Here is a 25857-nt window from a genome sequence, read left to right on the forward strand (position 1 = left end):
ACCCCGGTCAGTCGAGAAGGGCAGGTCTTGGCGCGCCACCGCTCCCCCAGCGGCGCCCAGACGGACGATCCGGGACGCACGACGCCCCTGCGCGTCGCCGACGTCCCGGGCGTGCACCGTCTCCCGGCGCCCCCTGTTGCTTCGGTGCGCGGACGCGCCACCGTTGCGGCGGTGGCAGCTGGTGCGGTGGTGGCCGGCGGCCAGACCGTCGCCACGACGTTCTTCGACAGCACGCAGGCCGTAGCCGCCCTGCAGCCCGTCGCCCAGGTGACGAAGGATGCGCCTGCCGAAACCACCGCCGCCACGTTCACGGGGGCGATCGGCGGCGACCAGCTGCTGCCCGACCCGCTCGCGGTCGACGCGCTCGACCCGGCATCCCAGGTGGACGTCCAGAACCTCGCCAAGGCCGTGGACATCGGCCGCGATCTGGCCCGTCAGGCCGCGAAGATCGAAGCGGCGCTGTCCGACGGCGCCCCCGAGGCCTTCCTCTACGGCGAGACCGCGTTCGTCAAGCCCACCCTCGGCCACCTCACGTCCCTGTTCGGAAGCCGCTGGGGCAGGGCCCACGAGGGCATCGACATCGCAGGCTCCATCGGCACCCCGATCTACGCGCTCACCGACGCCGTTGTCGAGGAGTCCGGCCCCGCCACCGGCTACGGCCTGTGGGTGGTGCTGCGCCACACCGACGGCACCCAGAGCGTGTACGGGCACGTCAACCGCACGTTCGTCAAAGAGGGCGAGAAGGTGAAGGCTGGCGAGGAGATCGCCGAGATCGGCAACCGGGGCTACTCCACCGGCCCGCACCTGCACCTGGAGATCTGGAGCTCGGACGGGACGAAGATCAACCCGTTGACCTGGCTGCGCAAGCGCGGCATCGAGTACTGACCCCCGGCTGTCGAGTAGCGCCGGGATTTCGTGCTCGCGCACCTCTTGCCGGTCCACGCGACCGTCGACGGGCAGCGTGGGCCGAGAACGGCTGCAGGAACCCTGCGATCAGCCCCGAGCAGTACACGACGGCCTCGCCGACGACGCCGGTGTGCTCCTCGCGCCGATCAGCCTGGCCCGCGACCTCGCTCCCGCCCCATGATCGGTGTTTCGGCGCGTTCCCGGCTTGTTTTCGCCGTTTTCGCACCGAAGCCTTGATCATGGTGGTGAGACCGGCCTTCGGTGGCGCCGCGCGCCGAAGGGGCAGGCCCGGGCCTGCCCGCGAAGCGGGCCCGGAGGGGTCGTAGAGGCTCGCGGGTCAAGGGTCGCGTAGCGATCGCGGAGCGCCCTTGAGGCGTGAGGGGCGGCCCCGCACGATGCGCGGCGCCACCGAAGGCCCAGTGGGAGGTGCCTGGACGGGCGTGGCGCCACCGAAGGCCCGGTGGGAGCGAGCCCTCGACAATCCTGAGGCCGGCTCTCACAGCTTCTGCAGCGGCACCCCGCCGATGAGCATCAGCCGGACCGTGCCCGCGCTGCCGAAGTCGATCAGCACCCGGTGGGTGGCCTTGTCGGACTCGACGACGGTGCCGAGGCCGTACTTGTCGTGGTTGACCCGGTCGCCGACGTCGAGGGAGATCGACGCCTTGAGCGCGGCCTTCGGGACGTTCCAGCTGCCGCGGTCGGTTGCGTTGGGGCGGCGCCCGAACCCGAACCGCCCGACCGGGGCCGAGCGCTCCGGCTCGGCGCGCCGCCACTCGACCAGGTCGTCGGGCACCTCGGCGAGGAACCGGGACGCGGGGTTGGCGTTGGGCTGCCCGAACGACGAGCGGATCATCGCCCTGGACAGGTACAGCCGGTTCTGCGCGCGCGTGATCCCGACGTAGGCCAGGCGCCGCTCCTCGGCCAGCTCGGCCGGGTCGCCCATGGCGCGCATGTGCGGGAACACGCCGTCCTCCCAGCCGGTGAGGAACACGACCGGGAACTCCAGGCCCTTCGCGGTGTGCAGGGTCATCAGGGTGACCATGCCCTCGTCGTTGTCGGGGATGGAGTCGGCATCGGCCACGAGCGCGACCCGTTCGAGGAACGCCGCGAGCGAGCCGGGCGCGGGCGCACCCACCTCGACGTCGGAGTCGTCCAGGTCGGCCACCGCGGCGTCGCCCGCGAACTCGCGCGCCACCGTGACGAGCTCGGCGAGGTTCTCGCGGCGCGAGCCGTCCTGCGGGTCGTCGCTCGCCTCCAGCTCGGCCGTGTAGCCGGTGCGCGCGTAGACGGCCTCGAGGATCTCCGCCGTGTCCTCACCGCGCTCCACCAGCTCGTTCAGCTCGTCGAGCAGCTGGACGAACGAGGCGATGCACCGCTGCGACCGCGTGACCAGCCCGGGGATCCGCTCCGGCTGCTCGGCCGCGATCCGCAGCGCCGCGGCGAACGAGATCCGCTGCCGGTCGGCGTACGTGGCCACCAGCTCCTCGGCGCGCTCACCGATGCCGCGCTTGGGCACGTTGAGGATGCGCCGCAGGCTGACGGTGTCCTCCGGGTTGGACAGCACCCGCAGGTACGCCAGCGCGTCGCGCACCTCCTTGCGTTCGTAGAAGCGCACCCCGCCGACGACCTTGTAGGGCAGGCCGACCCGCAGGAACACGTCCTCGAACACCCGCGACTGGGAGTTGGTGCGGTAGAACACCGCCACGTCGGAATTGCGGATCTCACCGGAATCGACGAGCCGGTCGATCTCCTGCGCGACGAAAGCGGCCTCGTCGTGCTCGTTGTCGGCGACGTAACCGATCACCTTCGCGCCGTCGCCCTGATCGGACCACAGCCGCTTGTCGCGCCGGTTCGGGTTGCGCGCGATGACCGCGTTGGCCGCCGACAGGATGCGCTGCGTCGAGCGGTAGTTCTGCTCCAGCATGATCGTGCGCGCGTTCGGGAAGTCCTGCTCGAACTCGACGATGTTGCGGATGCTCGCGCCGCGGAACGCGTAGATCGACTGGTCGGAGTCGCCGACCACGCACAGCTCACCCGGCTCGACGCCCTCGGCCGCGGGAGCGACGAGCTCGCGCACCAGCACGTACTGCGCGTGGTTGGTGTCCTGGTACTCGTCGACCAGCACGTGGCGGAACCGCCGCCGGTAGTACTCAGCAACGGCCGGGAGCCGCTGCAGCAGCGCCACCGTCTCCATGATCAGGTCGTCGAAGTCGAACGCGTTGGCCGTGCGCAGCCGGGCCTGGTACACCCCGTAGACCTCGGCGACCTTGCGCTCGAACTCGTTGGCGGCCCGCTCGGCGGCGTCATCGGCCGACAGCAGCTCGTTCTTGAGGTTGGAGATCTGCGCGGCGACGCCGCGGGCGGCGAACTTCTTCGGGTCGAGCTCGAGGTCGCGCAGCACCAGGCCGACGAGCCGGCGCGTGTCGTCGGCGTCGTAGACGGAGAACGCGCTGCGCACGCCCATGTGCTTGGCCTCGCGCCGCAGGATGCGCACGCACATCGAGTGGAACGTGGACACCCACATCGCGTTGCCGCGCCTGCCCACCAGCGCGTCGACCCGCTCCTTCATCTCGGCGGCTGCCTTGTTGGTGAAGGTGATCGACATGATCTCGCCGGGGTGGACCCCACGCTCGGCGAGCAGCCACGCGATGCGGTGGGTGAGCACGCGGGTCTTGCCCGAGCCCGCCCCCGCGACGATCAGCAGCGGCGAACCGGCGTGGACCACGGCCTCGCGCTGGCGCGGGTTGAGCCCCTCCAGCAGCGCCGCACCGCGCTCCGTGCGGGGCCGGACAGGGGCATCAGTTGGCAGTTCGAACAGCGCACTCATCGTGTTCGAAAGGGTACCGCCGCTCTCCGACAGCCCCCGGTGTGGCACACTGCTCCCGTGCCACTGATCAGCTGCCGATTTTTCTACGGGTACCGGACACCGGTGCCCGTGGCCTGCTGACCAGCCCCCACGACGCCCCGGAGTCCTTAGGACCCGGGGCGTTCTCGCGTCACGGGCCAGGGCGGGGCACCCAGGAGGAGACCGTGAGCGTGACCACCGACAAGATCGACGACACCGGCCGGAACGACGGCGCCGCCACCGCGGACGACATCGACGCGCTGCGGGTCGAGATCGACCACCTCGACGCGGAGATCCTGCGTCTGGTCAAACGCCGCACCGAGGTGTCGAAGACGATCGGCAAGGCCCGCATGGCGGCCGGAGGGCCGCGGATCGTCTACAGCCGGGAGATGGCCGTGCTCGCCCGCTTCCGCGAGCTCGGCAGCGAGGGCCGCGACCTCGCACTGCTCCTGCTGCGACTGGGCAGGGGACGCCTCGGCAGCAGCTGAGGAAACAGCGGGTTTCCCGACGCGGAGCCCGCCTTCCGTGGCACTCTGGTGCCATGGGTGCGGTGTTCGGGATCGTGGCAGCAGTGATCGCCCTGGTCGGCCTCGTCGTCGCGCTCGGGCACGTCGGCTACCTGGCGTTGCTCGGCAACGCGGCGAAGAAGCGCGGGCTCTCCGGCGGCACCACCACCGACTACGTCAACAGCCGGTGGAAGGTCGCGGGCGGCGCCGCGGGGGTCGCCCTGCTGGGCCTGCTGCTCACCGGTGCCGACTCCGTACCGGTCGACGTCGTCGGCCTGCTGCTCGGCGGCGGCGCCGGCATCTACGCGAAGCAGGCGCTCGACTCCACCCGTTCGCGCTTCCGCACGCTGCCCTGATCGAAGAAATCGTCCGTCCCCGATCTCGGGAAGATCACGAAGCGATCCATCCGGCGCATGCCGCTCACGAGCCGAGCGGCCCGGATGGACCCGACGAGCGGATCAAGTAAGCGCCAGGCGGCACCTCGATCGGTCGAGCGGTCGGTAAGCATCGTCGAGCGGAAAATAGACCATTCGTGTGACGTGCGACGAGCGGATGAATGACACTTGGTGCGGGTCATCGGCATCCGGTAGACATTCGAGCGTCCGTTCACTCCAAGGGAGGACGTCCCGCTGTGGCTCAGATCCTGTCCGGTGATGGATCAGATGCTCCCGCGACGGAAGTGATCACCGTCGCTGATCTACTGAGCCGCCACGCGCCCGTCCCCGTGCAGAGACAGGAGCCGGACACCGGCGGGATCTCGGTCGGCGCCCTCCTGCGCCGCGAGGGCCGCGCTCCCCACTCCGACCGCCTCCAGCTGCGCCCGCAGCAGCAGGCCCCCTCGAGCGACGAGAGCCGCAGCGACCGACGCGTCCTGGTCCGTCGGGGCGCGATCGCCGCCGGCACACTCCTGGCCGCCGGCTCGGTGCTCGGGGCCGCGATGCTCGCCGACGTCGCGCCGACCGCCAACCAGAGCCCGGCCACCGGTGGCGCCGAGGACGACGGCCCCTACGCGGGCCAGGGCCTGCTCGACCCCGAGGGCCCGGTCGCCGCGCCCCAGGACAGCGTCGTGATCGACCAGGCCGCGGCCCGCGACCCGCTCGACCCCGGCACCGCCGCCCCGTCCAACTGGGTTCCGGTGGCCTTCCCCGGCGCGCTGCCCGGCGACGACGACGGCGGCGACCCGCCCGCCAACGGCGCTTCCGGCGACAGCTCCGGGGACGAGAGCTCCCGTACCGCCGCCACCACCGGCGACGATGATGACGACGAGCCCGCGGAGAAGTCGACCTCCGACTCGAGCGAATCGTCCTCGAGCAGCGACTCGAGCCGCAGCTCCAGCGCAAGCGACTCCTCCAGCTCGAAGGACAGCGGCGACAACAGCGACGAGGAGAAGTCCGACGACCGCCAGGGCCGCGGCCTCGTCGGCGGGCTCCTCGGCACGGTCGGTGACGTCCTCGACGGCGACGACGACGACAGCGAGAAGAACGACGGCGACGACGAGGACAGGAAGAGCTCCCGCTCCATGAGCCTGTTCTCCGCCGATGATGATGAAGACTCGTCCGCTCCCCGCGACGAGGATGACTCGGAGTCCCGCAGCTCCGCCGAGAGCAGCGACAGCGACGACTCCGAGGACCGCGACAGCGACGACGGCGGTGACAGCGACGACGACGGCGACCGTGGCCTCGTCCGCAGCGTCACCGACACCGTCGGCAGCCTGCTCGGCTGACGCCGTCGCTCGGCGTCGGACCGGTGCCTATACGAGGCGCCGGTCCGACGCCCATCGCGAGAGCTCGTAGCGGTTCGACAGCTGCGTCTTGCGCAGCACGCTCGAGACGTGGGTCTCCACGGTCTTGACGGAGATGAACAGCTCGCCCGCGATCTCCTTGTACGCGTAGCCCCGCGCGAGCAGGCGCAGCACGTCGCGCTCGCGGCGGGTGAGCAGGTCCAGCTCCGGGTCGCCAGGAGGAGCCGCGCCGGGCCGGTCGGAGAACACGTCGAGCACGAAACCGGCCAGCCGCGGCGAGAACACCGCGTCGCCCGACTTCACCCGCCGCACCGCGTCGGCGAGCTCCCGCCCCGAGATCGTCTTCGTGACGTAGCCGCGGGCGCCCGCGCGGATCACCGCGATGACGTCCTCCGCCGCGTCCGAGACCGACAGCGCCAGGAACACGACGTCCGGCAGCTCGGGGCGCAGCTGGCGCAGCACCTCGGCACCGCCGCCGTCGGGCATGTGGACGTCCAGCAGCACCACGTCCGGTCGCAGGTGGCGGATGGCGGCCACCGCCTCGTCGACGGAGCCTGCCTCCCCCACCACGGTGACGTCCGGGACGTGCCGGTCGAGCTCGGCCCGCACGCCCGACCGGAACAGGCCGTGGTCGTCGACGAGGAAGACGCGGATGGGCGCGTCGGTCGATTCGGTGGTCATGAGTTGGATTCCTCCTGCACCCGCACCGCTGGTGCGGGTTCGTCCTGCTCGGCGGTGCGCCCGTCGACCGGGATGGAGAGGTGCACCTCGGTGCCCTCACCGGGCGTGCTGCGCAGCCGCACGGCCCCGCCGTGCCGCTCCATCCTGCCGTGCACCGAGTCGGCGAGGCCGTGCCGGTCGGTGGGCACGGCGTCCGGGTCGAAGCCGACGCCGCGGTCGCGCACGAACACGTGCACCTCCTCGGGCTCGACCTCGACGTAGACGCTCACCTCACCGACCTGCGCGTGCTTGGCGGCGTTGACCATCGCCTCCCGGGCGGCGAGCACGAGCGCGCGCAGCCCGTCGTCGAGGGGGCGGTCACCGACCACGACGGGGCGCACGTCGATCGCGTAGGTGTCCTCCACCTCGGCCGCGGCCGCCGTGATCGCGTCGGCCAGCCCCTCCGAGAGCGCCGGGTCACCGGACGCGCGCCCGGAACGGCCGTACCCGGTGGGGCCGTACAGCCAGTGGCGCAGCTCGCGCTCCTGGCCGCGGGCGAGCCTCAGCACCTCGCGCGGCTGGTCGGACTGGCGCTGGATGAGCGCCAGGGTCTGCAGCACGGAGTCGTGCAGGTGGGCGGCGATCTCGGCGCGCTCGGTCTCGATGATGCGCTCGCGGCGCTCCTCGGAGAGCTCGCGCATCAGCCGCACCCACCAAGGGATGGTGAGCACGCCGACGCCGAGCAGGGTGGCCAGCACCGCGAGCATCCCGAACTGCACCTGGGAGAGGTCCAGGTTGCCCAGCAGGAACACCCCGATCCCGGTGGCGACGAACAGCGCACCGGCCAGCACCCGCCAGAGCGCGGCCCGGCCACCACCCGTCACGCCGTTGACGCCCGACCGCGCCCCTGCCGTCCAGCGCCTGCGCTGCGACTCGTCGGCCTCCCGCCAGACCACCGCGGCACCGACGGCCGCCACCCCGAGCGGGCCGACGATCCAACCCACCACGGTGTTGCCCAGCGCCGCGGCCGCGAGCCCGGCCCCGATGCCCAGCGCGGCCAGTCCGAGTGCCTGCTGGCGCTCGGCACGGCCGAGCGGGCGCGCGACCTCCGTGGGCTCCTGCCGCACGAAGATCCACAGCAGGCCGTAGGCGATGACACCGGCGCCGTTGATCGCGGCGAGCACGACGAACGCCGTGCGCACCCAGAGCACGTTGACGCCGAGGTGGTCGGCCACACCCCCCGCGACGCCCGCCACGAGGCGGGCGCTGCGCCTGCGCACGAGAGGCGGCGCGCCGGGAGGCAGCGGCGCAGGCACGCCGGCGGCAGGAACTTCCATCACACGCCCATGGTCACACGCGTGGGAAGGGAGGACATCGGGGAAACCTCCGGGACGGCTCCGGGCCATCCCCCATCCTCGACGGCGGCGGCGAGAGGCACTCTGAGCCTCATGAGTCGTACGGACGTCGGCGAGACACTGCGGGAGATGTGGGAGACACGCCCCTCCCGGCCGCGGGACGACCGCCAGGTGGCGGGGGTGGCGGCGGCGATCGCGCGCCGCTACGACATCGATCCGGTACTGGTGCGGGTCGGGTTCGTGGTGGCGGCGTTCTCCGGGATCGGAGCTGCGCTCTACATCGCGGGCTGGATCCTCCTGCCCGACACGCCCGTCGATCCGGCTGGCCCGCGGCCGAACCGGCCGCGCACCTGGCTCGTCGTCGCGCTCGCCATCGCCGCCGCGGTGACGATGGGGAGCGTCTTCGGGGGCAACGGGCCCGACTGGATCCTCCCGCTGCTGGCCGTGGCCGGGCTGCTGTACCTGCTGCACCGCAGCCGCGGCGACCGCCACGCACGGGCAGCCGAAGCGCCGACCGTCGCCGCGCCCATGGCCGCGCCGATGGCGGCCGGGCCGTCGCTCGTGAAGGAGCCCACCGGCGCGGCCGGCAGCACCGAGCCGCCCGTGAACCCGCCTGCGTGGGACCCGCTCGGCGCCGCGCCCTTCGCGTGGGACCTGCCGGAGCCATCGCCCCCGGCCGAGCCGCCACCGCGGCGGCTGCCCGTCACCCCGGTGACGCTCGGCCTCGCCCTGATCGCGGGCAGCGCCACCGCCGTGATCATGATGGTCAGCGGCACCTTGACGCTGGCGAACGTGGCCGTGCTGTGCGGTGTGGTGCTCACGGTGCTCGGCGCGGGGCTCGTCGTCGGGGCGTTCCTGCGGAGCGGGCGTGGCCTCATCCCGTTCGCGCTGCTGCTGAGCGCTCTCACATGGACGCTTGTCGCCGCGCCCGTGGACCGCTGGCAGGGCGACGGGTACGGCGAGCTGGTCGCGGCGCCCGCCACCGTGGGGGCGATGCAGACCAGCTACGAGCGCGGCGCAGGCGAGATCGACCTCGACCTGAGCAAGCTCGACCTCGCAGTGCAGCCGGACGGCAACACGAACCCCGTCCGGACGCGGATCTCGATGGGTGCGGGTGACGTGACGGTGCGGGTGCCGCCCACGGCCGACCTCACCCTCACCGCGCGCGCCGGGTTCGGCGACGTCCGGTTCGGCGACCAGGAGGACGGCGGGCCGGACGCGCACGTGCAGGTGATCGACGACCTCGGCACGGACGGTGTCCGCAGCGGCCGAGCACTCGTGATCGACATCGATGCAGGTCTGGCAGACGTGGAGGTGCGCCGTGGCTGAGCTCACGAAGAAGGGGACGAGGCGCGGACCCGACTCGCTGGCGCTGGTCGTCGGGCTGCTCACGCTGGCGATGGCCACGAGCGCGTTCGTCGGCGAGGTGCCGTCGCTGGCCGGCTTCGACGCCCGGTGGCTGCTGGCGGCGGGGGCCGCCGCGATCGGGCTGCTGCTGCTGGTGGGGAGCCTGCGGGGGCGGCGCCGCTAGCAGGGCCGTGAGCGGATGCGCGTGCCGGAGCACGCGCATCCGCTCACGGTCATTCCCACTCGATGGTGCCCGGGGGCTTGCTCGTGACGTCCAGGACGACCCGGTTGACCTCGGCCACCTCGTTGGTGATGCGCGTGGATATGCGCTCGAGCAGGTCGTAGGGCAGGCGGGTCCAGTCGGCCGTCATCGCGTCCTCGCTGGAGACCGGCCGCAGCACCACGGGGTGGCCGTACGTGCGCCCGTCACCCTGCACGCCGACGCTGCGGACGTCGGCCAGCAGCACCACCGGGCACTGCCAGATGTCGCGGTCGAGCCCCGCGTAGGTGAGCTCCTCGCGGGCGATCGCGTCAGCGGCCCGCAGCGTGGCCAGCCGGTCGGCCGTGACCTCACCGATGATCCGGATCCCCAGGCCGGGCCCGGGGAACGGCTGGCGGTGCACGATCGTCTCGGGCAGGCCCAGTTCGGCCCCCACCCGGCGCACCTCGTCCTTGAACAGCGCCCGCAGCGGCTCGACCAGCTCGAACTCGAGGTCGTCCGGCAGCCCGCCGACGTTGTGGTGGCTCTTGATCGTGGCCGTGCCGGACCCGCCACCGGACTCGACGACGTCCGGGTAGAGCGTGCCCTGAACCAGGTAGCCGACGTGCTCGCTCTCCGCGACCTCCGCCGTGGCGGCCTCGAAGACCCGGATGAACTCCCGGCCGATGATCTTGCGCTTCTGCTCGGGGTCGCTGACCCCGGCGAGCGCGTCGAGGAAGCGGTCGCGGGCGTCGACGGTGTGCAGCTTCGCGCCCGTGGCCGCGACGAAGTCGCGCTCCACCTGCTCGCGCTCGCCGGAGCGCAGGAGGCCGTGGTCGACGAACACGCACGTGAGCCGGTCGCCGATGGCCCGCTGGACGAGGGCGGCCGCCACGGCGGAGTCGACCCCGCCGGACAGGCCGCAGATGGCGCGCCCCTCCCCGACCTGGGCCCGCACCGCCTCGACCGTGTCGTCGATGATCGACGAGGTGGTCCAGCCGGGGGTGATGCCCGCGACCTCGTGCAGGAACCGGCGCAGCACCTCCTGGCCGTGCGGGGAGTGCCCGACCTCGGGGTGGTACTGCACGCCGGCGAGCCGGCGCACCGGGTCCTCGAACGCCGCCACCTTCGCACGCTCCGACGAGGCCGTGACCGTGAAGCCCTCCGGCGCCCGCACGACCGAGTCGCCGTGGCTCATCCACACCGGGTGCCGCTGGGGCAGCCCGTCGTGCAGCACGCTCCCGCCGCACAGCGCGAGCTCGGTGCGCCCGTACTCCCGGGTGCCGTCGGGCGCCACCTCCCCGCCGAGCGCCTGCGCCATCGCCTGGAACCCGTAGCAGAGCCCCAGCACCGGAATACCGGTGCGGAACAGCTCGGGATCGACGCTCGGCGCACCCGTCTCGTACACGCTCGACGGCCCGCCGGACAGGATCAGCCCTGCCGGCTTGCGCGCGACGATCTCGGCCACCGGCGTGTCACCCGGCACGATCTCCGAGTAGACCTGCGCCTCGCGCACCCGGCGGGCGATCAGCTGGGCGTACTGCGCGCCGTAGTCGACGACGAGGACGGTGGGGGGCTGCACCTCACCAGGGTAATCGGCGCTCCCGCCGCGGCCGCCCGCCCGCCCGGGATCGCGGCGAGGAGCACACCCCCGCTGCACCCGGAGCGCTCACCGCCATTGATCCATGCCACCCGCACACGAACGCTGCCCGCTCCGCAGGGGCGTGCTGCCCACACCGATCATGCCGGGTTGGTCAATGCGAGCCACACATGGAGGTGCCGAGGGCGGCAGTGGCGCGCTTTTCGCGGTGCAGCGTGTGCGGGTGCGAACGTCGCGGAACCAGGCGGCCGTGCGCGCCGTCAGTGCCGGCCATGGATCTCTCCGAACCCTTCCGCGGTTCTCACGCGACCGCCACCGGCCTCCTCACCCCGGGCGTGCTGCGCGGCCCGCGGTTCCGCCGCCTCTTCCCCGACGTCTACGTGCGAGCCGGCACCGACGTCGACCTCGAGCTGCTCTCCCGTGCGGCGTACCTGCTCGTCGCCGGTCACGGCGCGCTTGGCGGGTTCTCGGCCGCCGAGCTGCTCGGTGCCAGCTGCGCCGGGCTCAGCGCACCGGCCGAGGTCGTCTCCCCCTACCGGGTGCGCTCGCACGCCGGGCTACTCGTCCGGCAGGACCGGATCCCGCCGGACGAGCTCCAGCATCTGAACGGTCTCGTGGTCACCACACCGCAGCGCACCGCATACGACCTCGGCCGGCGCACGCCGCTCGTCGAGGCCGTCGTCGCCGTCGACGCTCTGACTCACGTACACGGATTCGACGCGCGGGAAGTGCTGGTCCTGGCCCGGCGACACCTGGGAGCTCGCGGCAGCGCCCAGCTGCCGCAGGTCGTGGAGCTCTCCGACCGCCGCGCCGACTCGCCGATGGAGACGCGGCTCCGGCTGGCCCTCCGCTTCCACGGGCTGCCGCTGCCCGCCCTGCAGCACCCGGTCGGGCCGTACGAGCTGGACCTCGCCTATCCCGCGGTCCGCATCGCGGTCGAGTACAACGGGCGCGACCATCTCGCCCCCGACCGCGCGCTGCACGATCTCGAGCGCGAGGCGTACCTGACCGCGGCGGGCTGGATCGTGCTCAGGTTCGGCGCCTACCTCGTCCTTCGGCGCCCGGACCTGGTGGCGGCCCGGGTCCGCGACCGCCTCGCCGCCGCCGCCCGCTCGGCAGGACTGCCGCTGGACGCCCTCGCCGCGGCCTGATCGGGACGGGCCGCACGCCAGCGCAGTCCCGTCGACCGTGCCGCACGACCCGCGGCGATCATCGGCGCTTGATCGGTTCGAGGAGCACGCCGGGGCTGCCGCGGCGACGGCAGTGTGCGGCTCGGAGGATCAGCCGCGGACCGTCAGGCCGACGCGCTGGAACTCCTTCAGGTCCGAGTAGCCCGTCTTCGCCATCGCCCGCCGCAGCGCACCGAAGAGGTTCACCGTGCCGTAGGGGCTGCGGGTGGGGCCGAGGAGGAGGGTCTCCAGGTCGATGTCGCCCTGGAGGAAGCCGGAGATCTCGGAGCGGGGCAGCGATGGGTGTGCCACGGCCGAGGTCCAGTAGAGGCCCTGACCCGGGCTCTCGGACGCTCCCGCGAGCTGCTCGCCCAGCATCACGGCGTCGGCGCCGCACGCGATCGCCTTGGCCATGTCTCCCGAGCCGGTCATCCCGCCGTCGGCGATCACGTGGACGTACCGGCCGCCGGTCTCGTCGAGGTAGTCGCGGCGGGCGGCGGCCGCGTCGACGATGGCGGTGGCCATCGGCACGCCGATGCCGAGCACGTCGTCGGTGGTGGTGGCCGAGGACTCGCCGTACCCGACGATCACGCCTGCCGCGCCGGTGCGCATGAGGTGCATCGCCGTGCGGTAGTCGCCACAGCCGCCCGCGACCACCGGGACGTCGAGGGAGTTGATGAACTCCTTGAGGTTCAGCGGCTCCCCGCCGGACACGTGCTCGGCGGAGATGATCGTGCCCTGCACGAACAGGATCTCGACGCCGCCCGCGAGGAGGTCGGGGGTGAGCTCGCGGGCGCGCTGCGGGCTCACCCGGGCGGCGACCGTGACGCCGGCCTCGCGCACGGCCTTGAGCGCCTCGGTGAGCAGGCCCGGCTGGATCGGGGCCGAGTGCAGCTCCTGCAGCAGCCGGATGGCAGCCAGCGGGTCGTCGTCCTCCACCGCCTCGACGACCTTCTCCAGCGCGCCCTCCGCGTCGGCGTGCCGGGCCCACAGGCCCTCCGCGTTGAGCACCGGGAGGCCACCGAGCTGGCCGATCCGCACCGCCGTCGCCGGCGACACGATCGCGTCGGTCGGATGGGTGACGAGCGGGATCCCGAAGTGGTACGCGTCCAGCTGCCAGGCGGTCGACACCTCCTGGGAGCTGCGCGTCCGCCGGGACGGCACGATCTCGACCTGGTTCAGGTCGTAGCTGCGACGGGCCTCCCGGCCCATCCCGATCTCCACGAGGTCACGCACGGGTGACCACCCTAGCGCCCGTCAGCGCGCCGAGTAGTTGGGCGCCTCGACCGTCATCGTGATGTCGTGCGGGTGGCTCTCCTTGAGCCCCGCCGCGGTGATCCGGACGAGCTGCGCCTGCTGGAGCTGCTCGATCGTCTGGGCGCCCGCGTAGCCCATGCCCGACCGCAGTCCGCCGACGAGCTGGTGCACGACCAGCGCGAGCGGCCCGCGGAACGGGATGCGGCCCTCGATGCCCTCCGGCACGAGCTTGTCCTCGCTGAGCACGTCGTCCTGGGCGTACCGGTCCTTGGAGTAGGACTTGGTGTCGCCGCGGGACCGCATGGCGCCGAGCGAGCCCATGCCGCGGTAGGTCTTGAACTGCTTGCCGCCGACGAGGATCACCTCACCCGGCGACTCGGCCGTGCCCGCGAGCAGGCTCCCGAGCATGACGGTGGACGCGCCGGCCACGATCGCCTTGGTGATGTCGCCGGAGTACTGGATGCCGCCGTCGCCGATCACCGGGACGCCGGCGGCCGCGCACGCCTGCGCGGCCTCGTAGATCGCCGTGATCTGCGGCGCACCGACGCCTGCCACCACGCGCGTGGTGCAGATCGACCCCGGGCCGACGCCGACCTTCACCGCGTCGGCGCCCGCCTCGACGAGCGCGGCTGCGCCCGCCCGGGTGGCGACGTTGCCGCCGACCACGTCGACGCTGTGCCCCACCTCGGCCTTGAGCTTCGCGACGGTCTCCAGCACGCGGCGGGAGTGGCCGTGTGCGGTGTCGACGATCAGCACGTCGACACCGGCGTCGACCAGGTTCATCGCGCGCGCGTACCCGTCGTCCCCGACGCCGACGGCGGCCGCCACGACGAGGCGCCCGTCCGGGTCCTTGGTGGCGAGCGGGTACTTCTCCGTCTTGTTGAAGTCCTTGATAGTGATGAGGCCGCGCAGGATGCCGTCGCCGTCGATGATCGGCAGCTTCTCCAGCTTGTGGCGGCGCAGCAGCCCCAGCGCGGCCTCCGCGGTGACGCCGACCCGCGCGGTGATCAGCGGGGCGTGCGTCATGACCTCGTGGACCGGCCGGGAGTGGTCCATCTCGAACCGCATGTCCCGGTTGGTGATGATCCCGACGAGGTGCCCGCCCGCGTCGGTGACCGGCACGCCGGAGATCCGGAACTTGGCGCACAGCGCGTCGACGTCGGCCAGTGTGTCGTCCGGGGAGCACGTGACCGGGTCGGTGACCATCCCGGCCTCCGACCGCTTCACGACCTCGACCTGCGCCGCCTGCTCAGCCGGCGACAGGTTGCGGTGCAGCACCCCCAGGCCGCCGGCGCGCGCCATCGCGATCGCCATCCGGGACTCGGTGACCGTGTCCATCGGCGAGGACACGATCGGCACCTTCAGCCGGACGCGTCGGGTGACCTGCGTGCTCGTGTCGACGGAGCTCGGCACCACGTCGGACTCGGCGGGCAGCAGCAGCACGTCGTCGAACGTCAGGCCAAGCATCGCGAACTTGGGGGGCAGTTCATGGCTCGCGGCCTCGGTCGTCATCGCCACCATCCCGTCTCGCCTTTCCGACCCCTCCCACCCATCGTATCGGCGGGTGTCCCACCGATCGCGCGGGTCGTACGCGGTCGTTGCCTTGCACCATCATCCGCTGGTGGCTGCGAGCGCCGTGTGGCCCGGCAAGACCGTCTCACGTGCGAGTATCGTGAGGTTCGTGTCACGTGATGCTCTGCCGCCGGACCCGTTCGCCGGAGATCCGCACGACCCCGCGCTGTCGCTCGACGGCCCGGAAACCGTCGAGCAGGAGTCGCTGAGCGAGGCCGAGCGCGACGAAGTGGTGGCCGACCTCGCAGATCTCGCCGTCTACCAGGCACTCCTCGAGGCTCGTGGCGTTCGCGGCATCGTCGTCGACTGCGGCGACTGCGGCGAGCAGCACTTCCACGAGTGGAGCCTCCTGCGTTCCAGCCTCCAGCAGTTGCTCGACGAGGGTCAGATGCGTCCCCACGAGCCTGCCTTCGACCCCGACCCCACCAACTACGTCACCTGGGAGTACTGCCGCGGCTACGCCGACGCGGTGCTGTCCGACTCCTGAGATCAGGACCGAGCACGACGAAGCCCCCCGATCCGACTGCGATCGGGGGGCTTCGTCGTGCTCGTGGTCAGTTGCTGGTGGCGGGTGCTTCCTCGCCGGAGGCGCTGGGGCCGCCGGTGTCGGGTGCTTCGCCATCGCCCTCGTCCTGCCGCGGCGGTGGCGCGGGCGAGGTGGTGTGGTCGGGACCGCCCTCCGTGGTGGCAGGCGGGTTGCTCCCGCCCGTCGCCGGCTTGTCCGGTCCGCCCTCGCCGTTGCCGGGTGGCGGAGCTGCCGGCTCGCTCGTGTGCGCCGGGCCACCCTGCTCGGGGGCAACCGCCCGCCGCGGGTCGTTCGTGGGCTGGGTGGTGGGGTTGCCGGTGTTCTCGTCGGGGGTGGTTGCGACGTCGGGGTCGGGCTCACCCTCGCCTGCCGCGGACGAGGAGTCCGGCCGACGGGTGGGGGTGCTGGGGTCATCGGACTCCGACGGCCGCGACCCGCGCACGCTGTCCGGGACCGGCCGCGACGGCTGCGTGGCGAGCGGCGATGCCGGGTTGACCTTGGTGCCCTCCGGGGTCTCCGCGGCCTTGGCCTGGAGGAAGTCCTGCGCCTCCGCCAGCTCGCCCTGCCCCTCCTGGGGACGCACGGTCTGGAGGTCCTTCTCCGCCTGGGCGAGCTCCTGCGCGGCGCGCACCGGCTGCCCGGACGCGAGCGCATCCTTGGCGTTCTCGATCCGCTCCTCGACGCGGGCCGCCGCCTCCACCGACTCGGCCCGCTCGCTGTAGAGCACCTTCGAGATGCCCCACAGGGCGTCGTCCGGCTGGGCGTTGTACGAGGTGACCGACACACCGCCGATCGCGAGCACCAGGAACGCGGCCGCCGCGGCGACCGGCACCAGGTGCCGGGAACGCCCGGACGGTTGGCGCGCGGCGAGCACGGTGGACACGGCCGTGTCGACGTCGACGAGCTCCGGCATCGGCTCGGCGTCGACGTCCGCCTTCCACGCGGCGAGGATCGCGGCGACGCGATCGTCGGCGTCGTAGCCGCCCACACCGGGCGACGAGACGGACATACCGGCGGCGAGGGCGTTGATGAGCTCGTCGTCGGCCTGTACTGCGACCAGGTCGACCGGATCGGCGAGCTCGTCGAAGGCGACGGGCTGCGACCGCATACCGGGGGGCCGCGACCCGTTCGTGCCGCTGTGGCCGTTGCGACCGGCGCCGAAGGGGTGGCGCGTGTCATCGGGCACTCAGACCACCTCCTCCTCGGGCATCGACTTCCGCAGGCGCGCTAGCGCCCTGTGCTGTGCCACCCGGACGGCTCCCGGGGTGGAGCCGACGGCCTCGGCCGTCTCCTCCGCAGACAGTCCAACGACGACGCGCAGCACGAGGATCTCCCGCTGCTTGTCGGGGAGCGTGTCGAGCAGCTTGCCCATCTCGCTCGACAGTTCGATCCGCAGCGCGCGCTGTTCGGGCCCGTCGGCCACCTCGACCGAGTCCGGGATGTCCGCGACCGGCTCCGACCGGTTCCGAGTGGCTGCCCGGTGTGCGTCGATCACCTTGTGAGAGGCGATCCCGTACACGAACGCGAGGAACGGGCGTCCCTGCACGCGGTACCCGGGCAAGGCCGTGAGCACGGCCAAACACACCTCCTGTGCAACGTCGTCGGCGGAGACCGACGACCTGTCCACTCGGCCCAGGCGTGCCCTGCAGTAGCGCACGACCATGGGCCGGATGAGCGCGATCAGTGTCCCGACGGCCTGGTGGTCGCCCGTCATGGCACGGGCCACCAGTTCGTCGGGTACGTCTGTCTGCTCACTCATCGCGGGCCGTGGGACGCGCGTTACGGAACATCTTCGGCATCATCCGTTCGTGAGGCTGACCACGGAGAGTGTTCAACCGTGCCTCATTACGGACCACCGTAGCGAAGCCGCTCGGCGGACCGGGATGGGCTACTTCGTCTCCAGAGGTAGACGCACGATGGAGGCCATGGGTTGCCGATTCCGGACGACGACCACCCGATCGGGTGCTCAAGCACCCCCGGGAAGGTTACACCGCGGGGCGCGTGTTGCGTCGTTGCACACAGCGAGCGAACAGCTGCGTGTCGGAGGAGTAGCTCAGGGGCGTGCCGGTCGGAAAGCGGGCGACAGGCACGCAGCGCGAGCGGGAGCGGCACCTCGGTGGGCGCCGCTCCCCGCGCTCGTCGCCTCCCGGATCAGGAGACGAGGCCCCGGCGGAAGCCGTGGGCGACGGCCTGGGCGCGGTCGCGCACGCCGAGCTTGCGGAACAGCCGGCGGGCGTGGGTCTTGACCGTGTCCTCCGACAGGTAGAGCTCGCGGCCGATCTGGCCGTTGCTCTTGCCCTGGCTCATGCCGCGCAGCACCTGGAGCTCGCGCTCGGTGAGCTGCACGCCGGGATCCGTTGGCGCACGGGGTGTCGGCACGGCCGTGCTCGCAAGCGTGTGCGCGAGCGCGGCCACCAGCTCGGGGCGCGACGCGTCCCAACGCAAGTAGCCGCGCGCACCACCGGCGATCGCGGCGGCGATGCTGCCCGCGTCGTCGGGGGCGCCGAAGACGATGACGTTGGCTTGCGGATGGGCGGCGACCAGCCGCCGCGTGGCCTCGACCCCGGTGGGCACCGCACGCTGCGTACCGACCAGAACCACGTCCACCGGCTGCCGGGAGAACCTCGCCAGCAGCTCGTCCCCGTGCGCAACGCAATCGATCCGGTGCACCCCCGGCACCGCGGACATCACGCGGGTCAGGCCTTCGCGGACGCTGCGACGATCGTCGCAGATGAGTACCGTCGTCACGACGATTCCTTCCTGCAGCTTCCTGCAGCCGGGTGATGTGTCACCCCCCTCATCGGCGGGTGACAAGTTCACCTTGACACGATCAGGGCCGGTTGTGCCCTCCATTCGGGAGTGTTGCGCCAAGTGGCACTCGTCATGTGGGTGACGTAGGACCGAACGGAGTAATTAGGTTACCGGGTGCCGAGCACCCAACCCCAGACCCTCCCTCATCAGGCGCCTACCAACCGGGTCACATCGGCCCAGGATGACGCTCACCGTGGCCATTCCGGCGTGTCGTCGGCGCGCCGCGTCGCTCGGCCGGCCGTTCACCGACCGATCCGCCGTTCGAGCGGCGGTGTCGTTTGCTGTCGAGACTCCGTTCGGGGCCAGTTCGGCCAGATCGGCGGCGGCGTAGCGGGCGGGCCAGAGGATGGTCGGCAGCCCGAGCGCATCCGCGTCGTCGGCGGCGGCATCCAGCTCGGCGAGCACCTCCCGCGGGTCGGCGCCCGCGACCGCCCGCGCGACCGCGTGGACGATCCGCGACTTGAGCACGTGCCGCACCGACCCGCTCGCGAGCGCGAGGTCGAGCGCGGCCTCGGCCGGTGCCACGGCCGCGGTCGCGTCGCCGCGCAGTAGGGCCAGCTCGGCGCGAACCCAACCCAGCCGGACCACGGGGCGCCGGGCGGGGTGCCCGCGCACCACGTCGTCCGCGGCGTCGAGCAGCCGCTGGGCCCGGCCCGCCGCACCCGTCCCGACCGCGTCCGCTGCGAGCCCGACCAGCGCGTCGACGCGTGCAGCGAGCGCGTCGGTCCCGTCGGCGTCGGGCGGCCCGTGCGGCGCAGCGGACGCCAGCCGCAGCCCCATCGCGTCGAGCCTGCTGGCCGCGGCGTGCCCGCCGAGCTGCCGGCGGTGGGCGGCCAGCGTGACGGCGGCGTGCGCCGCGACAGCTGGAGGTGTCCCGGGCGCGGTCAGCAGGTCCTCGAGGACGGCGGCGGCCGCCGCGTACCGGCCCTGGGCGCCGAGGGTCACCGCCACCAGCCAGCGGTCGGCGGCCGGCATGCCCGGCCGCACACGCACGGCGGCACCCGGGTGGGCGCCGAACGCCGCGGCCCGGAGATCCGCCGTCACACGAGGACCGCGGCGCTGATCGTCGCCACGGCGGAGCGGAGCGACGTCAGCCGGCCGGTGCGCTGCGGGAGCGCAGCACCGTCCCAGCCGGGGCCTGCGGCGAAAGTGCGGTAGCGCGGGCGCGTACGAGGCATGGCGGAGAGCATTTCCGGGTCGGCGGTCTGCGGCATCAGCGACCAGAGCACCACCGCGACGGGCGCCGTGCGCCGGGTCGCCGCCGCGAGGGCGCCGGCCGGCAGGTCCGCGCCGAGGTAGCGGTGGGCGACGCCGTGCGCGCGCAGCGCCGCGGCGAGGGCCAGGATCGGGAGGGCGTGCTGCTCCCCCGGCATGGCGGCCAGCAGCACGGGGCGCACGTCGCCCGCGGACCGATCCGCCCCGCCGAGGAGCGCCCCGAACACGGCGCTCACACACGCGGTGACGAGGTGCTCGACCTCCACGCCCGTCGCGGTGTCCGCCCACCGCGTGCCGACGGCCCCGAGCACCGGCCGCACGACCTCGTCCCACGTGGTCTCGATCCCGTCGCTGCGCACGGAGTCGGCGAGCAGGTCGGAGACCGCGACGGAGTCGAGCGCCAGCGCGGCGCGCCCCAGCCCGCGGGCCCGGCCACCGACACCGGGAAGCCGCAGCACGCGGCCCCCGACCCGGGGACGCGCCTCGTCCGCGTCCGGCGGCAGCCGCGCGAGCTCGGGCTCGGGGACGGACATCGCGTAGCGCGCCGCGTCGCCGGGGGACACCCCGCGCACGAGCGCGCGCTGCATCAGCTCGAGGCGGGCGACGTCGGCCATCGAGTAGCGGCGGTGCCGGCCGGGCGCGTGGTCGCTCGGCCCGATCCCGTAGCGGCGGTCCCAGGTGCGCAGGGTGCCGGGCGCCACTCCGAGCCGGCGGGCGGTCGCGGCCACCGTGAGACCCGGCGCGGGCGCGGTATGGACCACCGCCCCATCGTCGACGCCGCCTCCCGGTGCGGGCAACCCGGGCCCTGAAACGACGAACGGCACCCCCATCGGATGGGGGTGCCGTTCGTCGGGTGGTTCGCCCGGTGAGCTTCGCTCAGTGGCCGTGCCCGTGGCCGTGCCCGTGGCCGCCCGCGGCCGGGGCGGGGGCCTCCGGCTTGTCGACGACCGCGCTCTCGGTGGTGAGCACCATCCGGGCGATCGACGCGGCGTTCACCACGGCGGACCGGGTGACCTTGACCGGGTCGATCACACCGTCGGCCATCAGGTCGCCGTAGGTGAGGGTGGCGGCGTTGAAGCCCTGACCCCACTCCTGGTCTGCGACCTTGCCGACCACGACCGCGCCCTCCTGGCCACCGTTGGCGGCGATCCAGAACAGCGGCGCGGAGAGCGCCTTGCGCACGATGGCGACACCGGTGGCCTCGTCACCGGTGAGACCCAGCCCGCCGTCGAGCGCCTTGGCGGCCTGCACCAGCGCGGAACCGCCGCCGGGGACGATGCCCTCCTCGACCGCGGCCCGCGTGGCCGAGACGGCGTCCTCGATGCGGTGCTTGCGCTCCTTGAGGGCGGTCTCGGTGGCGGCACCGGCCTTGATGACGGCGACGCCGCCTGCGAGCTTCGCGAGCCGCTCCTGCAGCTTCTCGCGGTCCCAGTCGGAGTCGGTCTCGTCGATCTCGCGGCGAAGCTGCGCGACGCGACCCTCGATGGCCTCCTTGGACCCGGCACCCTCGACGAGGGTGGTGTTGTCCTTGGTGACCACGACGCGCCGGACCCGGCCCAGCAGGTCCACCCCGGCCTCGGAGAGCTTGAGGCCGACCTCGGGCTTGATGACCGTGCCGCCCGTGGCGGTCGCGAGGTCGTCCATGAACGCCTTGCGGCGGTCGCCGAAGAACGGCGACTTGACCGCGGCGACCCGGATGGTCTTGCGGATCGAGTTGACGACGAGGGTGGACAGCGCCTCGCCCTCGACGTCCTCGGCCACGATCAGCAGCGGCTTGCCCTCGCCGAGCACCTTCTCCAGCAGCGGGAGCAGGTCGGCGATCGCGCTGATCTTCTCCTGGTGCAGGAGGACGTAGGCGTCCTCGAGCACGGCCTCCATCGACTCGGCGTCCGTCACGAAGTACGGCGAGAGGTAGCCCTTGTCGAACTGCAGGCCCTCGGTGATCTCCAGCTCGGTGGCGAGCGTGGAGCCCTCCTCGACGGTGATGACGCCGTCGGTGCCGACCCTCTCGAGCGCCTCGCTGATGAGCGCGCCGATCTCCTCCTCGCGGGAGGCGATGGTGCCGACCTGCGCGATGGCCTTGCCCTCGACGGGGATGGCCTTCTCCTTGAGCACCTCGGCCACCTTGTCGGCGGCGAGCGAGAGGCCCTTGCCGAGCGCGGTGGGGTTGGCGCCGGCTGCCACGTTGCGCAGCCCCGCAGCCACCATGGCCTGGGCGAGCACGGTGGCGGTTGTGGTGCCGTCACCTGCGACGTCGTTCGTTTTGGTGGCGACGGTCTTCGCGAGCTGGGCGCCCAGGTTCTCGAACGGGTCGTCCAGGTCGATCTCGCGCGCGATGGTGACGCCGTCGTTGGTGACGGTCGGCCCACCGAACTTCTTGTCCAGCACGACGTGGCGGCCGCGCGGGCCGAGGGTCACCTTGACCGCGTCGGCCAGCTGGTTCACCCCGCGCTCCAGCGCCCGGCGCGCCGTCTCGTCGAAGCTGATCTGCTTCGGCATACCTGCCTCTTCCTTCAGCTCTCAGCCGAAAACACCGCCGCCCCGGCGGCCCGCTCGGTCGAGGGACCACCGGGGCGGCGGCGACACGGAATGGTGGGTCAGTTGACGACCGCGAGCACGTCGCGGGCGGAGAGGATGAGGTACTCCTCGCCGTTGTACTTGACCTCGGTGCCGCCGTACTTCGAGTAGATGACGACGTCGCCGACGTTCACGTCGAGCGGGACGCGGTTGCCGTTGTCGTCGATGCGCCCCGGGCCCACCGCGAGGACCTTGCCCTCCTGGGGCTTCTCCTTCGCCGTGTCCGGGATGACGATGCCGGACGCGGTGGTGGTCTCGGCCTCACTGGCCTGGACGACGATCTTGTCCTCGAGCGGCTTGATGTTCGCCACTTGATGACCTCCCCTTCCTGGGGTGCGTGCACTCGCTGAATGGGTTCTGGTGGACAGCGCACGGGCGTCCCGTCGTCGCGGGTGCCGGAACGTCCGGGCCGTTCCATTGGCACTCTACCCATGAGAGTGCCAACGCTCAAACATCGGCACCCCTGCCGCGTCAGCGCCCGGTCGTCGCTGCTCGTAGGCTTGGCGACCATGGTGAAGATCGGCTCGAGCGACCTCGAGGTCACCCGCTTCTGCCTGGGCGGCAACGTCTTCGGCTGGACGGCAGACCGTGATACGTCCTTCGCGGTGCTCGACGCGTACGTCGCCGCCGGCGGGAACTTCGTCGACACCGCCGACTCCTATTTCTGGCGCGCGCCGGGCAACTCCGGTGGCGAGTCGGAGTCGCTCATCGGGGAGTGGATGGCCTCCCGCGGCAACCGCGACTCCGTCGTGGTCGCCACGAAGGTGGGCTCGTGGCCGGAGCGCAAAGGGCTCTCGGCGAAGAACATCGCAGAGGCCGTCGACGACTCGCTGCGGAGACTGCGCACCGACCACATCGACCTCTACTACGCCCACCGCGACGATCCCGACACCGCGCAGGAGGAGACCGCCGACGCGTTCGACGCGCTCGTGCGCGCGGGCAAGGTGCGCGCGATCGGGGCCTCCAACTTCACCGCGGAGCGGCTGCGGTCGGCGCTGGAGATCTCCGCCCGAGACGGCCTCGCCTCCTACGTGGCGTTGCAGCCGCACTACAACCTCATGGAGCGCGAGGAGTACGAGAACGCGCTCGCCCCGCTCGTCCAGAGCGAAGGGCTGGCCTGCATGCCCTACTACGCGCTCGCGAAGGGCTTCCTGACCGGCAAGTACCGGCCGGACACGCCGGTGGAGAGCCAGCGCTCCGAGGGGGCGCTCGCCTACCTCGACGACCGCGGCCGCGCCGTGCTCGCGGTGCTGGACGAGATCGCAGCAGGCCACGAGGTCCCGGTCCCCGCCGTGGCGCTGGCCTGGCTGGCGGACCAGCCGACCGTCACCGCACCGATCGCCAGCGCCCGGAACTCCGAGCAGCTGGCCGCGCTGCTGCCGATGCTGGACCTGCACCTGACCGACGACGAGCTGAGGCTGCTGTCCCACGTGTCGGCGTAGGCGTCGAGCCACGTCGTGACGCGCGTACCACCAGCAGCACTCCGACCAGCGTGACCGCCAGTCCGGCCAGCGTCCGGGGCTCCAGCGGCTGGCCGAGGACGGGGACGGCGAGCACGGCGGTGACCGGCGGCACGAGGTAGAGCAGCCCGCTGACCGAGGCCGCCGTGCCCCGGCGCAGCAGCACGAAGAGCAGCAGGACGGCCGCGCCCGAGTTGACGGCGACCAGCCATGCGAGCGCGCCGGCACCGGTCGGTGTGTGCGGCAGGACGACGCTGCCGTCCACCAGGAGGGCGAGCGGCGCCAGCACGACCGCACCGACCAGTACCTGAACGGCCGAGCCGGTGCGCAGGTCCATCGCGGCACCCACGCGCTTCTGGTGGACGGTTCCACCGGCGAACCCGGCGAGCCCGAGCCCGAGCAGGGCGAGCCCCGCGATGCTGCCGCCGTCGTCGAGGTGGTCGAGGCCTGCGACGAGCGCCCCGGCCACCGCGACCGCGGACCCGAGCCACCCGAGCGGGCCGAGCCGTTCCCCGAGCACCGGCCCGCCGAGTGCGGCGACCACCGCCGGGCTCAGGCAGAGCACCAGCGCGGCGAGCCCGGCCGACACCCCGAGAGCGAGCGCGCAGCTGGTCGCGCCGTACTGCACCGCCTGGATCAACACGCCCGTGACGACCAGGTCGCGCCACTCCCGCCGACCGCGCGGCCAGCGGGCACGCGTGACCATCGCTACCGCGACCAGGAGCCCGCCGGCCAGCAGGAGTCGCACGGCCGCGAGGGACAGCCCCGGCACGTCGCGCGTCGCGAACGCGCCCGCCAGGAAGCCCGAACTCCACAGCAGGACGAACAGCGGTCCCAGCGCCCGGTCCACATCGCCTCCCTCTGTAACACCTTGACCCGTTACAGGCTGACGGGCGAGGAGTAACGCGTCAAGTCGTTACACTCGTGTTCGTGCCCGCTTCACCGGAGCTGCGCCTCGACACCGGCGCCGCATGGCTCGACCTGCTCGCCACCGTCGGCGGCGCGTACGGGCCGGAACCCGTCGAGCGGCTCGCCGGCCCGAAGGTGCTGCAGCGCTGGCTCGCCCACCACCGGCTCACGGCGGAACAGGCCCCCACCGACGCCGATGTCGCGAACGCGCGGGAGCTCCGCGAGACGCTGCGCCCCCTCGCGCTCGCCGTGCTGGACGGCGCCCCGGTCCCGGCCGCGCCGCTGCGAGCGCTCCAGCGCTGGCTCGACGCGGACGGCCCGCTGCGCGCGGTCGAGCGCGACGGGCGGCCCGCACCCGCCCCGCCGGCCACACCGGCCGTCGCGCTCGCGCGCGTGGCCCGGCAGGCCCTCGAACACCTCGGCGGCCCGGAGGCCGGGCACCTGCACGCCTGCGCCGCCGACGACTGCCGGATGGCCTTCCTCGACCCCGCAGGCCGCCGGCGCTGGTGCGCCGCGGAACGCTGCGGCGTCCGCGCTCGGGTCCGGGCCCACCGGGCGCGGGCGCGCGCTCGGGACTAGGAGGGCGCTCCTAGGAGGCGAGCAGCACCTCGGCAATGCCCTTGGCCACCTTCGCGGCGGCCGGGGAGCGCTCGCGCAGTGCCGTGACGATGGCGCCGTCGACGAGCAGGGTCATCCGCGGAGCCATCGCCTGCGGATCGGAGTGGCCCGCGTCGGTCAGCAGGTCGGCCAGGTAGCCGGTGAGCCTGCGCTTGTGCTCGTCCGCCACGGCGTGGGCGGGACTTCCCGGGTCCGCGGCCTCCACGATCGTGTTGATGAACGCGCAGCCCCGGAAGTCGGCCCACGCGAACCGCTCCGCGAGGGCGTCGAACACCGCGAGCGGACGCCGGGCGGGTGGTGCGCCGCGCTCGTCGACGGCGTCGCGCAGCCACTGCCGCCACTCCCCGTCGCGCCTGCGCAGCACGGCCAGCACGAGGTCGTCCTTCGTGGGGAAGTGCCGGTAGAGCGACGCCTTGCCCACGCCGGACTCGGCGAGGATCCGGTCGATCCCCACCGCTCGGATGCCCTCGGCGTAGAAGAGCCGTTCCGCGGTGTCGAGCAATCGCTCCCTTGCGTTCCGGGCCACCTCACAACGGTACAGCTCTGTTCCGTTGACCCCAGACGGTACAGATCTGTACCGTCCG

At 72.7% G+C, this 25857-nt stretch carries 25 protein-coding genes; 10 read left to right on the top strand and 15 right to left on the bottom strand.

What is annotated here, in order from left to right; all coding sequences use genetic code 11:
• The first annotated feature begins 171 nt into the window (after positions 1-171).
• Positions 172-885, top strand: coding sequence for a M23 family metallopeptidase (locus tag FB388_RS32555; RefSeq protein ID WP_246122662.1), 714 nt, complete (start codon positions 172-174; stop codon positions 883-885).
• Between the two features lie 517 nt (positions 886-1402).
• On the opposite strand, the gene pcrA is transcribed toward FB388_RS32555, so the two are convergent.
• A complete protein-coding gene (gene pcrA, locus FB388_RS32560; protein WP_142106544.1) occupies positions 1403-3733 on the bottom strand; it encodes a DNA helicase PcrA in 2331 nt (776 codons plus the stop codon).
• 209 nt (positions 3734-3942) lie between these two features.
• Here pcrA and FB388_RS32565 point away from each other — a divergent pair, with 209 nt between their 5' ends.
• The 3 genes from FB388_RS32565 (at position 3943) to FB388_RS32575 (ending at position 5980) form a co-directional block, all read left to right on the top strand.
• Positions 3943-4239 (top strand): chorismate mutase, encoded by a 297-nt coding sequence (locus tag FB388_RS32565; protein WP_142107670.1) that lies wholly within the window; start codon positions 3943-3945, stop codon positions 4237-4239.
• 53 nt (positions 4240-4292) lie between these two features.
• Entirely contained in the window at positions 4293-4613 is a 321-nt protein-coding gene (locus tag FB388_RS32570; protein ID WP_142106545.1) for a hypothetical protein, read from the top strand.
• A gap of 368 nt (positions 4614-4981) precedes the next feature.
• A complete protein-coding gene (locus FB388_RS32575; RefSeq protein ID WP_142106546.1) occupies positions 4982-5980 on the top strand; it encodes a hypothetical protein in 999 nt (332 codons plus the stop codon).
• 27 nt (positions 5981-6007) lie between these two features.
• Here FB388_RS32575 and FB388_RS32580 read toward each other — a convergent pair whose 3' ends face one another.
• Positions 6008-6679 carry a response regulator gene (locus FB388_RS32580; protein ID WP_142106547.1) on the bottom strand — a complete coding sequence of 224 codons (672 nt, stop codon included), beginning with the start codon at positions 6677-6679 and terminating at the stop codon, positions 6008-6010.
• Positions 6676-7995 carry an ATP-binding protein gene (locus FB388_RS32585; protein ID WP_246122663.1) on the bottom strand — a complete coding sequence of 440 codons (1320 nt, stop codon included), beginning with the start codon at positions 7993-7995 and terminating at the stop codon, positions 6676-6678. Before FB388_RS32585 ends, FB388_RS32580 begins: the two co-directional genes overlap by 4 nt.
• Before the next feature lie 111 nt (positions 7996-8106).
• Between FB388_RS32585 and FB388_RS32590 the strand changes: the two genes are divergently transcribed.
• Positions 8107-9342 carry a PspC domain-containing protein gene (locus FB388_RS32590; RefSeq protein ID WP_170225951.1) on the top strand — a complete coding sequence of 412 codons (1236 nt, stop codon included), beginning with the start codon at positions 8107-8109 and terminating at the stop codon, positions 9340-9342.
• Positions 9335-9544 (top strand): hypothetical protein, encoded by a 210-nt coding sequence (locus FB388_RS32595; protein ID WP_142106550.1) that lies wholly within the window; start codon positions 9335-9337, stop codon positions 9542-9544. Before FB388_RS32590 ends, FB388_RS32595 begins: the two co-directional genes overlap by 8 nt.
• Before the next feature lie 49 nt (positions 9545-9593).
• Here the strand turns inward: FB388_RS32595 and guaA are convergent, their stop codons facing one another.
• Positions 9594-11141, bottom strand: a complete 1548-nt coding sequence (guaA, locus tag FB388_RS32600; protein WP_142106551.1) for a glutamine-hydrolyzing GMP synthase — start codon at positions 11139-11141, stop codon at positions 9594-9596.
• 290 nt (positions 11142-11431) lie between these two features.
• Here guaA and FB388_RS32605 point away from each other — a divergent pair, with 290 nt between their 5' ends.
• A complete protein-coding gene (locus FB388_RS32605; RefSeq protein ID WP_170225952.1) occupies positions 11432-12310 on the top strand; it encodes an endonuclease domain-containing protein in 879 nt (292 codons plus the stop codon).
• Positions 12311-12439: 129 nt separating this feature from the next.
• On the opposite strand, the gene FB388_RS32610 is transcribed toward FB388_RS32605, so the two are convergent.
• Complete coding sequence (locus tag FB388_RS32610) at positions 12440-13564, bottom strand: GuaB3 family IMP dehydrogenase-related protein (RefSeq protein ID WP_142106553.1); 1125 nt, start codon at positions 13562-13564, stop codon at positions 12440-12442.
• Positions 13565-13585: 21 nt separating this feature from the next.
• Positions 13586-15097, bottom strand: a complete 1512-nt coding sequence (gene guaB, locus FB388_RS32615) for an IMP dehydrogenase (protein WP_142106554.1) — start codon at positions 15095-15097, stop codon at positions 13586-13588.
• 160 nt (positions 15098-15257) lie between these two features.
• Between guaB and FB388_RS32620 the strand changes: the two genes are divergently transcribed.
• The gene (locus FB388_RS32620; RefSeq protein ID WP_170225953.1) at positions 15258-15644 is read left to right on the top strand and encodes a DUF5319 domain-containing protein; all 387 of its coding nucleotides are present in this window, start codon (positions 15258-15260) and stop codon (positions 15642-15644) included.
• Between the two features lie 67 nt (positions 15645-15711).
• Here FB388_RS32620 and FB388_RS32625 read toward each other — a convergent pair whose 3' ends face one another.
• From FB388_RS32625 to groES, 7 genes are all read right to left on the bottom strand, one after another.
• On the bottom strand, positions 15712-16869 hold the full coding sequence (locus FB388_RS32625; protein WP_142106556.1) for an anti-sigma-D factor RsdA: 1158 nt from the start codon (positions 16867-16869) through the stop codon (positions 15712-15714).
• On the bottom strand, positions 16870-17442 hold the full coding sequence (locus FB388_RS32630) for a sigma-70 family RNA polymerase sigma factor (RefSeq protein ID WP_142106557.1): 573 nt from the start codon (positions 17440-17442) through the stop codon (positions 16870-16872).
• Between the two features lie 392 nt (positions 17443-17834).
• Positions 17835-18431 carry a response regulator transcription factor gene (locus FB388_RS32635; RefSeq protein WP_075942692.1) on the bottom strand — a complete coding sequence of 199 codons (597 nt, stop codon included), beginning with the start codon at positions 18429-18431 and terminating at the stop codon, positions 17835-17837.
• A gap of 165 nt (positions 18432-18596) precedes the next feature.
• A complete protein-coding gene (locus FB388_RS39730) occupies positions 18597-19538 on the bottom strand; it encodes a hypothetical protein (protein ID WP_170225954.1) in 942 nt (313 codons plus the stop codon).
• Complete coding sequence (locus FB388_RS32645) at positions 19535-20470, bottom strand: MerR family transcriptional regulator (RefSeq protein ID WP_170225955.1); 936 nt, start codon at positions 20468-20470, stop codon at positions 19535-19537. The genes FB388_RS39730 and FB388_RS32645 overlap by 4 nt, the downstream gene beginning before the upstream one ends.
• 115 nt (positions 20471-20585) lie before the next feature.
• Positions 20586-22208: a chaperonin GroEL gene (gene groL / locus FB388_RS32650; protein ID WP_142106559.1), complete on the bottom strand. Its 1623-nt coding sequence runs from the start codon at positions 22206-22208 to the stop codon at positions 20586-20588.
• Between the two features lie 98 nt (positions 22209-22306).
• Positions 22307-22597: a co-chaperone GroES gene (gene groES / locus FB388_RS32655; RefSeq protein WP_142106560.1), complete on the bottom strand. Its 291-nt coding sequence runs from the start codon at positions 22595-22597 to the stop codon at positions 22307-22309.
• A gap of 198 nt (positions 22598-22795) precedes the next feature.
• Between groES and FB388_RS32660 the strand changes: the two genes are divergently transcribed.
• Positions 22796-23728 carry an aldo/keto reductase gene (locus tag FB388_RS32660; RefSeq protein WP_211362400.1) on the top strand — a complete coding sequence of 311 codons (933 nt, stop codon included), beginning with the start codon at positions 22796-22798 and terminating at the stop codon, positions 23726-23728.
• Here FB388_RS32660 and FB388_RS32665 read toward each other — a convergent pair.
• Positions 23613-24596, bottom strand: a complete 984-nt coding sequence (locus FB388_RS32665; RefSeq protein WP_142106562.1) for a DMT family transporter — start codon at positions 24594-24596, stop codon at positions 23613-23615. The genes FB388_RS32660 and FB388_RS32665 overlap by 116 nt on opposite strands.
• Before the next feature lie 80 nt (positions 24597-24676).
• On the opposite strand from FB388_RS32665, the gene FB388_RS32670 reads away from it, so the two are divergent.
• The gene (locus FB388_RS32670) at positions 24677-25234 is read left to right on the top strand and encodes a CGNR zinc finger domain-containing protein (protein ID WP_142106563.1); all 558 of its coding nucleotides are present in this window, start codon (positions 24677-24679) and stop codon (positions 25232-25234) included.
• 10 nt (positions 25235-25244) lie between these two features.
• On the opposite strand, the gene FB388_RS32675 is transcribed toward FB388_RS32670, so the two are convergent.
• Positions 25245-25799: a TetR/AcrR family transcriptional regulator gene (locus tag FB388_RS32675; protein WP_142106564.1), complete on the bottom strand. Its 555-nt coding sequence runs from the start codon at positions 25797-25799 to the stop codon at positions 25245-25247.
• Between the last annotated feature and the right edge of the window lie 58 nt (positions 25800-25857).

This window comes from Pseudonocardia cypriaca, from assembly GCF_006717045.1.
GTDB lineage: Bacteria > Actinomycetota > Actinomycetes > Mycobacteriales > Pseudonocardiaceae > Pseudonocardia > Pseudonocardia cypriaca.

Bases quoted from the DNA above. Each gene is read 5' to 3' on its own strand.
- FB388_RS32605 (WP_170225952.1), top strand. From the start codon at position 11,432: ATGGATCTCTCCGAACCCTTCCGCGGTTCTCACGCGACCGCCACCGGC.
- FB388_RS32585 (WP_246122663.1), bottom strand. From the start codon at position 7,995: ATGGAAGTTCCTGCCGCCGGCGTGCCTGCGCCGCTGCCTCCCGGCGCG.
- FB388_RS32630 (WP_142106557.1), bottom strand. From the start codon at position 17,442: ATGAGTGAGCAGACAGACGTACCCGACGAACTGGTGGCCCGTGCCATG.
- FB388_RS32590 (WP_170225951.1), top strand. From the start codon at position 8,107: ATGAGTCGTACGGACGTCGGCGAGACACTGCGGGAGATGTGGGAGACA.
- FB388_RS32580 (WP_142106547.1), bottom strand. From the start codon at position 6,679: ATGACCACCGAATCGACCGACGCGCCCATCCGCGTCTTCCTCGTCGAC.
- FB388_RS32660 (WP_211362400.1), top strand. From the start codon at position 22,796: ATGGTGAAGATCGGCTCGAGCGACCTCGAGGTCACCCGCTTCTGCCTG.
- pcrA (WP_142106544.1), bottom strand. From the start codon at position 3,733: ATGAGTGCGCTGTTCGAACTGCCAACTGATGCCCCTGTCCGGCCCCGC.
- FB388_RS32570 (WP_142106545.1), top strand. From the start codon at position 4,293: ATGGGTGCGGTGTTCGGGATCGTGGCAGCAGTGATCGCCCTGGTCGGC.
- groL (WP_142106559.1), bottom strand. From the start codon at position 22,208: ATGCCGAAGCAGATCAGCTTCGACGAGACGGCGCGCCGGGCGCTGGAG.
- guaB (WP_142106554.1), bottom strand. From the start codon at position 15,097: ATGACGACCGAGGCCGCGAGCCATGAACTGCCCCCCAAGTTCGCGATG.